Source organism: Anoxynatronum sibiricum, from assembly GCF_039414295.1.
Lineage (GTDB): Bacteria > Bacillota > Clostridia > Peptostreptococcales > Tindalliaceae > Anoxynatronum > Anoxynatronum sibiricum.
The window spans coordinates 81,286-93,341 of the sequence record NZ_JBCITM010000005.1; the positions used below are offsets into that span (position 1 = coordinate 81,286).

The window sequence follows — 12,056 nt, forward strand, 5'->3', positions numbered from 1 at the left end:
GAAAAATGGACAAAGAAAAACGAACAGAACAAGAAATGCAAGAGGAAGAAACGTTTGTTCAGCAAAGAGAAGAAGAAACTTTGCAGACGTTGCAGGAATCCAATCACCAGCAGCCCGAACAATCTGAACAGATTAAGAAGGCGCGAGAACCTGATGAACCTGATGAACCAGATGAAATGGATGAACCTGATGAACCTGTGTCATACCATGATCATCAGGACAATCCCGACCATCAAGAAAATCAGGACAATCAGGAAAAGCCGGAAGTTTTAGAAGGCAGCATACCTTCTCAAAACGACGTATCATTCGATAATCCTGAAAATCCTGTGGCGCACGAGATGCAGGAATCAGATGTAACCATTGAAGAACAGGAAGACACCTTTGAGGTGGACCTGCTGGGAGAACCCCGCAAGCTGGATGATCAGGCTGCACCGATAACAGGGGTTCAAATAGCTGTATCTGGAGGCTTCAATGCCACAACGGCTGTGTCAGAAACAGCTGCAGAAACTTCTTCAATGGCCTCTTCAACAGAATCGCTGACATCCAAAGCGGCACATCTCCCCATCCCCAAAGGTCACCGACTGCTGCCCCGGCGCACCCTCTTCACCATGTTGCTGGCGGCGGTGCTGGCGGGGGCGGTTCTCAGCTTTGCCCTCTTTTATGCCATGCTGCCAACCCTTCTCCAGGCACGGGGAATTGCCACCGGGAGTGGAAATCAGGGCTCGTCAGTGGTAATTCAGCCCCATGAAGACCTGACGGTTTACAGCGCTGTCGCCCAAAAGGCCATGCCCTCTGTGGTGGGGATCACCACAGTGCAGATGCAGCAAGGGTTTTTCTCCGGCCCCCAGCGTTCCGAGGGGTTGGGTACCGGTGTTATCGTTGATGAACGGGGGTACATTCTTACCAACTCCCACGTGATTCGGGACGGCCAGGCAGACGAAGTCATGGTGCTTCTCCACGACGGCAGCCAGCTTCCGGCAGAAGTCCTCTGGTTTGAACAGTCCATGGATCTGGCGGTCATCAAAATAGAGGGCGGCGTCGATCTGATACCGGCCGAGCTGGGCAACAGCGATGACCTCATTGTGGGTGAAATAGTGGTGGCCATTGGCAACCCTCTGGGGCTTAACTTTGAACGCACCCTCACCCAGGGTGTCATCAGCGGGCTGAACCGCAGCATAGCCGTAAGTCAGAACCAAGTCATCGATAATCTTATACAAACCGATGCTTCCATTAATCCTGGCAACAGCGGCGGCCCTCTCCTCAACGCCCGGGGGCAGGTGATAGGCATTAACACTGCCAAAATCCAAACCGGGGAAGGCCTTGGTTTTTCCATTCCCATCAACACGTCCAAACCCATTGTCGACCAGTTTATCGAGCGGGGCGAGTTCCGCCGGGTCTACCTGGGAATCAGAGGCTTCAATGCCGAAAATGTGGAAGATGCCACCGGTGTTCCTCTCAGCGTTGATAAGGGTGTGTATATTGTGGAAGTGGTGCCTGAATCGGCTGCCGAAGCCGCTGATCTGCGCCCGGGAGATGTGGTCATTGCCCTGGGGGATCAACCGGTGGAAACCATGGGTGAGCTGATTCGTGAGCTTTACAAATATCGCCCGGGTGATGAAACCACCGTCACCTATTTGCGCAACACCCGGGAAGAAACCGTCACCATTGTGCTCCAGGATTAAGGCAGTACCCGAAGCAAAACTTTATCAATGCCCATGACAACGCCCCACTGATCAGTCACTTGAAATCACAAGATTTCAGGCCTGCCAGGGGGGCGTTTTATATTGTATGAAAGACAGCATGGGGGGCATCATTGACGGCAGGGCACACTAAAAAAGGAATTCTGGTGATTTGGGGAACAGGCCGTAAAGCCCACCGGTGTGGACGAAAAGAATACGCTGGGAATCAGCAAAGAACCCGGTGTTCTCTTCAATCTCCGTCACCAGTCCCCGAAAAGCTTTCCCCGTGTACACCGGGTCAAGAAAAACGCCTTCATCCCTGGCGATGCGTCGAATAAAAGTCATTTCCTCCGGCGTGTTCAGGGCATAACCCCGGCCGCCGTAACCATCCAGAAAAGAGATTTTCTCTGAAGGCAGCGGTGTTCCCGGAGCTACACGGTCCAGACATTCCGTTGTCAGTTGGGTGACGATGGGCCGAAAAAGCCGGCTGTCTTCGGCGATGGGAACCCCCACCACCCGGTGACGGCTGCCTCCCAGCATATTGCCCAGCACCAGGCCGGCGTGGGTGCCGCCGGAACCAACGGCACAGACAATGGTATCAAAGGGTGCCTCAAGTGTGTCTTCCTGCAGTCGTATTTCTTCATAAGCAGCGGCATAGCCGAAGGTGCCAATGGCATTGGAAGCGCCCATGGGCAGCAGATATGCCGGAGTTCCCTTTTCATCATAGGCCGCCTTCAGGGTGGCCATCACCTGCAGATGGCCATCGTTAAAATCTTCCGGTTCCATGAATGTAAACGTACAGCCCAGCAGCTGATCCAGCAGCAGGTTGCCATGATCTGGCCCCTGGGGGCGTCCCCGCAGTACCAGGTGGCAGTCCAGCCCCAGCTTGCGAGCAGCCACCGCCGTCGCCCGGGCGTGGTTTGACTGAAGGCCGCCGCAGGTGATGAGCACCTTCGCCCCCTGCTCCAAAGCCTCTTGCAGGGCAAACTCCAGCTTGCGCACCTTGTTGCCGCTCAGTTCCATGCCGGTGAAATCATCCCGCTTTAAATACAGCTCTTTGCCCAGGGTGGCAGACAGCCGTTCCAGTTTTTCGATAGGTGTTGGCAGGTGGGCCAGCGTCAGCTTTTTGGGTAATCCCATGGTCACATTCCTCCCCCACTATATAGCTTGCACGGAAAAAACCTGTCACTATTTTTAAAAGTATGGGTAACTATATTCATATTATAGACGCTATTCAGGGGGAAATCAATCAAGGCAACAAAGTCATTGAGAAACATGGCAGAGCGTCTCTTAATCATGAAAAAAGTGATAAAAGAATCACAAAAGCGGGCAGGGCACTGGCCAGATAAGGATAATCAGTGTCAGCTGAAACAATGAAAAGTGTGTCAAGGGAATGAATAAGTGTTGACATTTTGAAGAAAAGGTGATAATTTATGAATATAAATTGAACACAATTAAATTGATCAAAAGCAATTGCGTGGGATAATGACCCTTCCACAAGACCTCCACCCAAAGCCCCAAAGCCCCAAAGCCCCAAAGCCCCAAAGCCCCAAAGCCCCAAAGCCCCAAAGTATCTGTTGCATATTTTATGAAACTGAAAGCCAACAGGCTGACAAAAGAGAGGATGGAATAAAATGGGTTTCTATGAATTTTCAGCAACCAATATTGACGGTGAAACAGTGAACATGGCAGATTATAAGGGAAAAGTGGTGGTGGTGGTGAACACCGCCAGCAAATGTGGGCTGACACCTCAGTTCAAAGAGCTGGAAGCCATGTATCAGGACTACCGGGACAAAGGGTTCGAAATTCTCGGTTTTCCCACCAACCAGTTCGCCAACCAAGACCCGGGCAGCAACGATGAAATTCAACAGTTTTGTCAATTAAACTACGGGGTTACCTTTACCATGTTTGAAAAAATTGATGTGAATGGTGACAATGCCCATCCGATATTCAAATACCTGAAGCAGGAGAAAAAATCCCTGCTGGGAAGTGACATTAAATGGAACTTTGCCAAGTTTCTCATTGATTCCAGTGGCCAGGTGGTCAAGCGCTACGCCCCCACCACCGCGCCGGCAAAAATGAGAAAAGACATTGAAAAGCTGTTGTCTTGAATCAGATAATCATTGTTCCAGAGAGAAAGCCATAAGCAACATTTGAAGACAACCCCTGCCAAAGCCCGGTAACATAAGCTTCGGCAGGGGTTGTTATGGCATTTGGGCAAACACTTGTATCGCCTTAACAAAATGATGACAGGCTTTTAACCTGATCTTAACGCAGCGGCTCCCCGCCGCTGGTACAATAAAAGCGATCAGTCAACCGATCAAAAACTCAACATCATGGGTCGGAGAAAACAGAGTAACCTGTGAGAGGAGTCATGCAGCAGTGACCATGATTTGCAGCAGCAGACCGCAGAAACCCTGGTGGAGATGTTTCCGTCAAGGGCAGAAGGGGAAGGCTGGAGCAGAGCGGTGGTTGTGGTGCAAACGACCATCTCCCTGGTTGCTTTTTTAGTGTCATTAAGCAGGTGGTGCATCGTAAGGGAAGGCGCGTTTGCAAATTCGTGAAAAAACCATTTCAGAAAACAACAGGCGCCGGCAGAACAGCCTGCGGTGAGGGAGGAAAGAAGGTGAAAGAGTACGCCACGTATCTTTTTGATATTGACGGCACACTACTTCGTCAAAATCGGGTGTTGAATGGAGTGGAGCATTTTTTAAAAAGACTGCGACACCGTCAAAAACAGATTATTTTTGTCACCAATACCCCCCTGCAAACAGGGAAAATGCTGGCGACAAAGCTGAATCGTCTGGGGATTCAAGCGGCAGAAAGCGAAATCGTCACACCGGTGGATGCTCTCCACCAGTATCTTCATTTTAAGGCCTGTTCACAACTGTCATCACCACAGCAACAACAGGCCCAATCAAAGGCCCGGTCACAGTCACATCAACAAGATCAACCACAACCAGGGCAACAACAAACCCAATCACAGCCGGTGAGGCTGTTGGGCGTGATTCACTCTGAGGTGGCAAAAGAAATCAGCCGACGAGGCTGGGCCATTGACCACGTGGCAGCGGCGGGCAACCGCCGGGAATACACTCATGTATTACTGGGCATGTACATGGAGCTGGACTGCCGTCAACTGGCAAAAGGGTTACAGCAACTTGACCGGGGGGCGCGCCTGTTGGTGATGAATCCCGATGTGTACTGCCCGGTTGATCAGGGCCGCATTCTTGACAGCGGGGCCCTCAGCAAGCTATACGAAGCCTGTATCTCTCAGGAACCAGTGTTTATGGGAAAACCGCTTCGATGGATGCAGCAGGCCGTCAAAGAAAAACTAACGACACCGCCGGCCCAGTGCCTTTTTGTGGGAGATTCCCCCTATACCGATATGCCCATGGGCCGGGCCCTGGAAATGGACACCCTGTTTTTGAGCAGCGGCATCACCGAGTTCATGGATGACCGGTTACAGGTGGAAGCCACCTACACCTACGCTTCCATGGAACACCTGCCCCTGCCGGAACCGGTGTCGCTTCCAGGGTCAATGAATCGTACAGCAAGCAGGAAGGGAGAACCGGCATGATGACACACCAACAGGAAGTGATTGCCACCATCCACGATCACCAGGGCCTTATCCAGGCACTGGGCTATTCTCAGGTAAAAACCCTGTTTGTCATGAACGGGGATCTCATGAGTTTAGCAGATACCATTGGCACCATTCACAAGGCACGACGTCGGGTCTTTCTCCATGCGGATTTTATTCAGGGGCTGGCCACCGATGCCAAGGGCATGGAGTACGTGGCCCAGCGGCTGAAACCCAACGGCATCATCACCACCCGCAGCCAGGTGGTACAGCTGGCAAAAAAACATGGGCTGATCACAGTGCAGCGGCTGTTTCTCATCGACACCGGGGGCCTTCAGGCGGGCATCAAAAACCTGCGCCACAGCCAGCCCGATGCCGTAGAGGTAATGCCAGGAGTGATTCCCCGGGTGATCCGGGAGCTGCGGCAGTCCCTCACCCTGCCCTTAATCGTCGGCGGCCTTATTCAGCGCCGGGAAGAAGTTCAACAGGCCTTTGATGCCGGTGCCGACGCAGTTTCTCTCAGCGGGTTTCAATGCTGGTATCAGGAATAGCATCATAACCATATAAGATGAGTTGCGAATCAACAACATGCCATGAGTCACGCATCACCAACATGGGAACACCAGAACGAAAGGGGATTCATATGATCAAGAAAATCAAGCACTGGATCGTACTCTTATTGCTGTTAACCCTGCTCACAGGCTGTGGTGCCAGTGCCGGTCAAAGTACCGGAGGTGCCGACAGCCCCGTGGAAATCACCTTCTATTATCCCATCGCTGTGGGAGGCCCCCTCACCAGTGTCATTGAAAAAATGGCAGCAGACTTCATGACAGAGCACCCCGACATTAAAGTCAATCCCGTTTTCACCGGCAGCTACGCCGAAACCATGGTCACTGCCCAAACTGCCATTCAGGGGAAAGAATCGCCTGAACTGGCCGTGCTTCTTTCCACCGAACTCTACACCCTGCTGGACATGGATGCCATCATTCCGTTGGATGACCTGATCCAGCAGCATGGGGGCGATGCCTACCTTAACGATTTTTACCCGGCGTTCATGGAAAACTCTCAAACCGGGGGCAGCACCTGGGGCATTCCCTTCCAAAGAAGCACCATTGTGCTTTACTACAACAAAGAAGCCTTTCGTGAAGCTGGTCTCGATCCAGAGCGTCCACCACAAAACTGGGATGAGCTCATCGAATATGCTGAAAAACTGACCGTGAAAAATGCTGCCGGTGAGGTGGAACGCTGGGGCCTTGAAATTCCAACTTCAGGATTCCCCTACTGGCTCTTTCAGGGATTTGCCCTTCAGAATGGTAAAAACCTGATGAGTGACGATGGAAAACAAGTTTACTTTGACACCCCCGGCAATGTGGAAGCCCTCCAGTTATGGATTGACCTGGCCCACAAATACGAAGTGATGCCCAAAGACATCATTGACTGGGCCACCGTGCCAGGCACCTTTGCAGAAGGCAAAAGCGCCATGATGTATCATACCACCGGCAACCTGACCAACGTGCGCAACAACGCCGACTTCGAATTCGGAGTGGCCTACATGCCGGCCAAACAGCAATTTGGAAGCCCCACCGGCGGCGGTAACTTTTACATCTTCAAAGACGTATCGCCCGAAAAGCAGGCAGCCGCTTGGCAGTTCATCGAATGGGTCACCCAGCCGGAACGGGCAGCCCAGTGGAGCATCGACACCGGTTACGTAGCCACCCGGGCTTCCTCCTATGAAACAGAGCTGATGAAAACCTATGTGGCCGATTTCCCCCAGGCTGCCGTGGCAAGAGACCAGCTGGAATACGCCGCAGCAGAGTTGTCCACTCACAGCAATGGAGAAGTATACAAAGCCATCAATGACAACCTGCAGGCTGCCATTGTGGGGCAGTTATCACCGGCAGAAGCGTTGAAGCGGGCGCAGCAGGAAGCCGAAGCCATTCTGGCCCCCTTTCAGTAACAAGCCCGCAAGCAAGCGCGTAAACAACCTTGAAAGCAGAGTTGTGAATTGATCCACAGGCAAGGCTGCAAACTGTCCGCAAACAGGCCTGCAAACAGGCCTGCTGATTCCCTGGATATTCACCCGCTGATAAAGTCATCCAAGGGTGAGCTGAATCACACGAAGGGCAGCAAAATCCCTCAGTCGAAGTGCCGGCTTCATGCAGCCGGTATTTCGGCTGAGAACTTATTATCAAAAAAAGGAGGCACAAGATGCGCAAATTGCTACGACACCAAAGCTTTCAGGTGAACCTGCATGCCTGGTTGCTGCTGTTGCCTTCCCTCATCTTCCTCTCCCTCTTTACCTTCTATCCCATTATCAGCACGGTGTGGCTCAGTTTCTTTCGCCTTGACCTGAGTACACCGTCAGCTGTTTTCAACGGAATAGGAAACTACCAGAGGTTGCTGGAAGACGCCATTTTTATCAAAACCCTGAAAAATAATCTGTGGTTTGCCGCGGGCACCATCCCCGCCAGTATGGGCCTGGGAATGGTGATGGCCCTGGCGCTGAATAAGGCCATGGTGGGCCGCAGCTGGCTGCGCACCTTTGTGTTTTACCCCACGGTGATTCCTATGATCGCCATCGCCAACATCTGGATGTTTCTCTACACCCCTGAGTATGGCCTACTAAATCAGGTGCTGGGGCTGGCAGGCGTGGGTCGCATCAACTGGCTGGGCAGCCCGGGTACTGTCATGTGGGCCATGATTGCCATGACAGTGTGGAAAGAATCCGGTTTTTATATGATCTTTTACCTGGCAGGGCTTCAGAACATTCCCCGAGAACTGTACGAAGCAGCAGAAATGGACGGTGCACCGGGAATCTCAGTCTTTCGCCACATCACCTTCCCCCTCCTCATGCCCACCCACCTTTTCGTTTTCATCATTGCCCTCACCAATGCCTTCAAGCTGGTGGACCACCTGGTGATCATGACCCAGGGAGGCCCCAACAATGCCAGCAACCTGCTACTCTACTACATTTATGAAACTGCCTTCAATTACTGGAACCAGGGGTACGCATCGGCCCTGACAGTGGTGATGCTCACCATTATGCTCGCCATAGCGGCTATTCAGTTTTTCACCACAGACCGAAAAATCCACTACAGTTAGGAGGCATGAAGACATGCGAAAAATCAGCCATTTGATCATGACACTGGTGGCCTTTCTGTGGGCAGTGCCCCTTCTGTGGATGGTAGCCACCGCCTTTCGCCCTAAACACCTGGCCACCCGCATCAGCGTCGAAGGTCCCCTCACCCTGCAAAATTTCGCGGAAGCCTGGCAACTCGCCCCTTTTCCCATTTATTACCGCAATACCCTCATCATCGTGCTGGGCATTCTGGCCGTACAGCTGGTCACCGCCACCCTGGCAGCCTACGCCTTTGCCCGCCTGGAGTTCAAAGGCAAAAACCTGCTGTTCATTCTGGTGCTGGTGCAGCTGATGATTCCCACCGACATCCTCATATTCCCCAACTACCGTATTTTGCGGGAAATGTCACTGTTGAATTCCCGGCTGGGGATCATGATTCCCTATTTTGCCACCGCCTTTGGCATCTTTCTCATGCGCCAGACCTTTAAGAGTGTTCCCTATGAACTGGAAGAAGCCGCCCGGCTGGACGGATGCAACTTGCTGCAGCGTATCTGGCACATGTATGTGCCCCTGGCAAAACCCACGTACATCGCCTTTGGGCTGGTGTCGGTAAGCCACCACTGGAGCAATTTCCTCTGGCCCCTCATCGTGACCAAAGAAGTGGCTGTCAGACCCCTCACCGTGGGGCTGTCCATTTTTGCCAAATCCTTTGAAACCGGTGCCCAGTGGGCCCAGGTGTCGGCAGCCACCCTGTTGGTGATCTTTCCCCTGCTGCTGGCTTTCTTCTTTTTTCAGCGGCAGTTCATCAGCAGCTTTATGCAATCGGGGATAAAATAGCGAACAGCCGCACCACCGGAGAAAGAGCCGTCACAAGGGGAACCGCACAATGAGAGCCGCCACAAGGGGTCATTTATGGGGCAATAGCGCTTCATCCACCGTGTTTTGAAAGTTTTCCACAAAAGCAGCCATGATATCAACAGAAAAAAGCAATTTACCCACAGGAACAACTCATTTACCCACAGAAATAGATGATTTACCCACAAGGAAGGCATTATTTATCCACAAACAAGACATCATTTGCTTTAAAAGATAAGAAAGATACCCACACATAAACACGAATAACCCACAGAGAAGAGCAAATTATCCACAGAGACTAACGATTTACACACAGGAAAAATCAGGTTATCAACAGAAAACAGTCACATATCAACAGGTTATTGCTGGTATACGGGTTTTGCTAATACTTCAGGAATGCAGAGATAAAAAACAGTACAGGCATAAAGACGCTTTCTTGAGAGGGGATTTCCAAGACCAAGAAGTTAATAAGATCCCTAAGATAAAGATGCTGAAGGAATGATCAAGACCAAGGCTTGCAGGAGCAAAAATGAATTAATTAAGAATGAATCGATCAAGAATGACAAGATCAGGGAGTAAAGGAGGCCCGTAATGGCAACCATTGAGTTAAAGCAGGTAAACAAAAGCTACGACAACCAGGTATCAGCAGTGGAAGACTTTTCCCTTACCATCGGTGAGAAAGAGTTTCTGGTGCTGGTGGGCCCCTCGGGCTGCGGAAAATCCACCACCCTGCGCATGATTGCCGGGTTGGAAACCATCACCCAGGGTGACCTGTATATCGACGGCGAAGAGGTGACCCACCGGCCTGCCAAAGAGCGGGATATCGCCATGGTGTTTCAGAACTACGCCCTGTATCCCCATATGAGCGCCTATGAAAACATGGTTTTTGGACTAAAAATGAAAAAAGTGCCCCGGGAGGAGATCCAGCGGCGGGTGAAAGAGGCGGCGGCGATCTTAGACCTGGATGACCTGCTGCAACGAAAGCCCAAAGAACTCTCCGGCGGCCAGCGGCAACGGGTGGCCCTGGGCCGGGCCATTGTGCGGGAGCCCAAGGCGTTTCTCATGGACGAACCCCTCTCCAACCTGGATGCCAAGCTGCGGGTGCAGATGCGCACCGAACTGAGCAAGCTGCACCAGCGATTGCAGACCATTTTTGTGTATGTGACCCACGACCAGGTGGAAGCCATGACCATGGCCGACCGCATCGTCATCATGAAAGACGGGCGCATTCAGCAGATCGGCACACCTGCCGAAGTTTACGAAACCCCGGCTAATGTGTTTGTGGGCGGGTTCATTGGATCACCCCCCATGAATTTCATGAAAGGCCAGGTGGAGCGGGAAGGGGATGCGCTGCAGGTGATCTGTGCCGGTGAAATCGGTGAAAAGCTGGCAGTGACAGGAAACGCAGCTATCCGACTGGCAGAAAGCGGGATGCAGCAGGTGATGGTGGGCATTCGGCCCGAAAACATGCGCTTGACAGACGCCATCGCTGACGCGACCCCTGAGGCACTTCAGCCAGCAGGCGTTTCCCATAGCAGCGACCAGCGGCTTCCCTTCCAGGTGGAAGTGGTGGAGTATTTGGGAGCAAACATGCTGGTTCACGGGACGGTGGGCGACCATCGGTTGGTGGTCAGTCTGAACCATCGCCAGACGGTGAAAGCGGGAGAATGCCGGCACCTGTTGGTGGATATGAACCAGGCCCATTACTTTCATCCCGAAACAGGGCTTCGGCTGTAGGGTCCCAGATATATTAAAAACTATCTAAGGGACGAAAGTTGAAAATAGACTTGACAGATCACAACACCTCCTGTAAGATAATGCCTGTGAGCACCACCCCCATAGGGGGAGGGGTATCCGCAGAAATCATTGTCTCAACAGGAGGTTTTTCCATGGTACAGCATCAGGTTTTGAAAGACAAGGCATCATCCAATCAATCAACCACTCAATCAACCACTCAGGCAACAAACAAGACAAACAAAACAACCTACCAGAAAACCAACCGGGCCTTCACTCATCTGCGTAAATACGCCTGGATTTTCACCGTACTGGTGGCCATCGGCGGCCTGTGGGAACCAAAGCTGGGGCTGCTGGTCATCGGCATCATGGCTGGTCTCTCTGTCACTGCTTTTTTCAACGGCCGCTACTGGTGTGGCAATGTGTGCCCCCATGGCAGCCTTTTTGACGTGGTGCTTATGCCCCTGAGCCAGAACAAAAAACTCCCCGGCTGGATCAGTTCCAAAGCATTTATATTGGGATTTTTTGCTTTTTTCATGTTCAATTTTGGCCGCCGGGTTCTCGCGGCCGGGCAGGCCTGGGGCAGCTATGATTTTCTTGACCGGCTGGGCTTTGTTTTCGTGGCCACCTACCTGGTGGTGATGGTGGTGGGCAGCAGTGTGGCCCTGGCAGTGAATCCCCGGGTGTGGTGCCAGTTTTGTCCCATGGGTACCATGCAAAAGGGTGTCTATCACTTGGGAAAAATCACCGGCATTGCCGAAAAAACAGACACTAAAGTCACCATTTGCAGCATTGACAAATGTGTATCCTGTGCTAAATGTGAAAAAGTGTGTCCGTTTCAACTGTCTCCCTATGAAAACTTTGACGAAAACGGCCAGTTCAGCGATGCCAACTGCATCAAGTGTCAGACCTGCGTGGCTAACTGCCCGCTGAAGGTGCTTTCCATGGAGAAGACTTCGGCCGTTGCAAACAAAGCAGAAAAAACTGCCGGGGCAGAAACTGACCAGAAATCGGCATAGTGCTTGTTGATGAGAGCAAGAAAGAATTTGGGGTATGATACACGATAGGCGATAGAGGCATTCAATTGAGTCAATCGATGCAATCGAGGATCGCGAAGATGCGGCAGGTGGGA

General features: G+C 52.0%; 11 protein-coding genes. 10 read left to right on the forward strand and 1 reads right to left on the reverse strand.

The window, feature by feature from the left end; all coding sequences use genetic code 11:
- Positions 1–5 precede the first annotated feature (5 nt).
- The gene (gene htrA, locus AAIG11_RS06560) at positions 6–1,682 is read left to right on the forward strand and encodes a serine protease HtrA (RefSeq protein ID WP_343185437.1); all 1,677 of its coding nucleotides are present in this window, start codon (positions 6–8) and stop codon (positions 1,680–1,682) included.
- Positions 1,683–1,829: 147 nt separating this feature from the next.
- Here htrA and AAIG11_RS06565 read toward each other — a convergent pair whose 3' ends face one another.
- The gene (locus AAIG11_RS06565) at positions 1,830–2,819 is read right to left on the reverse strand and encodes a D-cysteine desulfhydrase family protein (RefSeq protein ID WP_343185438.1); all 990 of its coding nucleotides are present in this window, start codon (positions 2,817–2,819) and stop codon (positions 1,830–1,832) included.
- A gap of 62 nt (positions 2,820–2,881) precedes the next feature.
- Between AAIG11_RS06565 and AAIG11_RS06570 the strand changes: the two genes are divergently transcribed.
- From AAIG11_RS06570 to AAIG11_RS06610, 9 genes are all read left to right on the forward strand, one after another.
- Entirely contained in the window at positions 2,882–3,028 is a 147-nt protein-coding gene (locus AAIG11_RS06570) for a hypothetical protein (RefSeq protein ID WP_343185439.1), read from the forward strand.
- A gap of 285 nt (positions 3,029–3,313) precedes the next feature.
- Entirely contained in the window at positions 3,314–3,790 is a 477-nt protein-coding gene (locus tag AAIG11_RS06575) for a glutathione peroxidase (protein ID WP_343185440.1), read from the forward strand.
- Between the two features lie 449 nt (positions 3,791–4,239).
- Positions 4,240–5,256, forward strand: coding sequence for an HAD-IIA family hydrolase (locus AAIG11_RS06580; protein ID WP_343185441.1), 1,017 nt, complete (start codon positions 4,240–4,242; stop codon positions 5,254–5,256).
- A complete protein-coding gene (locus AAIG11_RS06585) occupies positions 5,253–5,807 on the forward strand; it encodes a glycerol-3-phosphate responsive antiterminator (RefSeq protein WP_343185442.1) in 555 nt (184 codons plus the stop codon). Before AAIG11_RS06580 ends, AAIG11_RS06585 begins: the two co-directional genes overlap by 4 nt.
- A gap of 92 nt (positions 5,808–5,899) precedes the next feature.
- Positions 5,900–7,213: an ABC transporter substrate-binding protein gene (locus AAIG11_RS06590; protein ID WP_343185443.1), complete on the forward strand. Its 1,314-nt coding sequence runs from the start codon at positions 5,900–5,902 to the stop codon at positions 7,211–7,213.
- 251 nt (positions 7,214–7,464) lie between these two features.
- On the forward strand, positions 7,465–8,358 hold the full coding sequence (locus tag AAIG11_RS06595) for a carbohydrate ABC transporter permease (protein WP_343185444.1): 894 nt from the start codon (positions 7,465–7,467) through the stop codon (positions 8,356–8,358).
- A 13-nt stretch (positions 8,359–8,371) separates the two neighbouring features.
- Entirely contained in the window at positions 8,372–9,172 is an 801-nt protein-coding gene (locus AAIG11_RS06600; protein ID WP_343185445.1) for a carbohydrate ABC transporter permease, read from the forward strand.
- A 609-nt stretch (positions 9,173–9,781) separates the two neighbouring features.
- Entirely contained in the window at positions 9,782–10,927 is a 1,146-nt protein-coding gene (locus tag AAIG11_RS06605; protein WP_343185446.1) for an ABC transporter ATP-binding protein, read from the forward strand.
- Between the two features lie 152 nt (positions 10,928–11,079).
- Positions 11,080–11,943 (forward strand): 4Fe-4S binding protein, encoded by an 864-nt coding sequence (locus AAIG11_RS06610; RefSeq protein ID WP_343185447.1) that lies wholly within the window; start codon positions 11,080–11,082, stop codon positions 11,941–11,943.
- Positions 11,944–12,056 lie beyond the last annotated feature (113 nt).

What these genes read in the sequence shown, in the direction of transcription:
- htrA (WP_343185437.1), top strand. Translation starts at nt 6, where the DNA reads ATGGACAAAGAAAAACGAACAGAACAAGAAATGCAAGAGGAAGAAACG.
- AAIG11_RS06565 (WP_343185438.1), bottom strand. Translation starts at nt 2,819, where the DNA reads ATGGGATTACCCAAAAAGCTGACGCTGGCCCACCTGCCAACACCTATC.
- AAIG11_RS06570 (WP_343185439.1), top strand. Translation starts at nt 2,882, where the DNA reads ATGGGTAACTATATTCATATTATAGACGCTATTCAGGGGGAAATCAAT.
- AAIG11_RS06575 (WP_343185440.1), top strand. Translation starts at nt 3,314, where the DNA reads ATGGGTTTCTATGAATTTTCAGCAACCAATATTGACGGTGAAACAGTG.
- AAIG11_RS06585 (WP_343185442.1), top strand. Translation starts at nt 5,253, where the DNA reads ATGATGACACACCAACAGGAAGTGATTGCCACCATCCACGATCACCAG.
- AAIG11_RS06590 (WP_343185443.1), top strand. Translation starts at nt 5,900, where the DNA reads ATGATCAAGAAAATCAAGCACTGGATCGTACTCTTATTGCTGTTAACC.
- AAIG11_RS06595 (WP_343185444.1), top strand. Translation starts at nt 7,465, where the DNA reads ATGCGCAAATTGCTACGACACCAAAGCTTTCAGGTGAACCTGCATGCC.
- AAIG11_RS06600 (WP_343185445.1), top strand. Translation starts at nt 8,372, where the DNA reads ATGCGAAAAATCAGCCATTTGATCATGACACTGGTGGCCTTTCTGTGG.
- AAIG11_RS06605 (WP_343185446.1), top strand. Translation starts at nt 9,782, where the DNA reads ATGGCAACCATTGAGTTAAAGCAGGTAAACAAAAGCTACGACAACCAG.
- AAIG11_RS06610 (WP_343185447.1), top strand. Translation starts at nt 11,080, where the DNA reads ATGGTACAGCATCAGGTTTTGAAAGACAAGGCATCATCCAATCAATCA.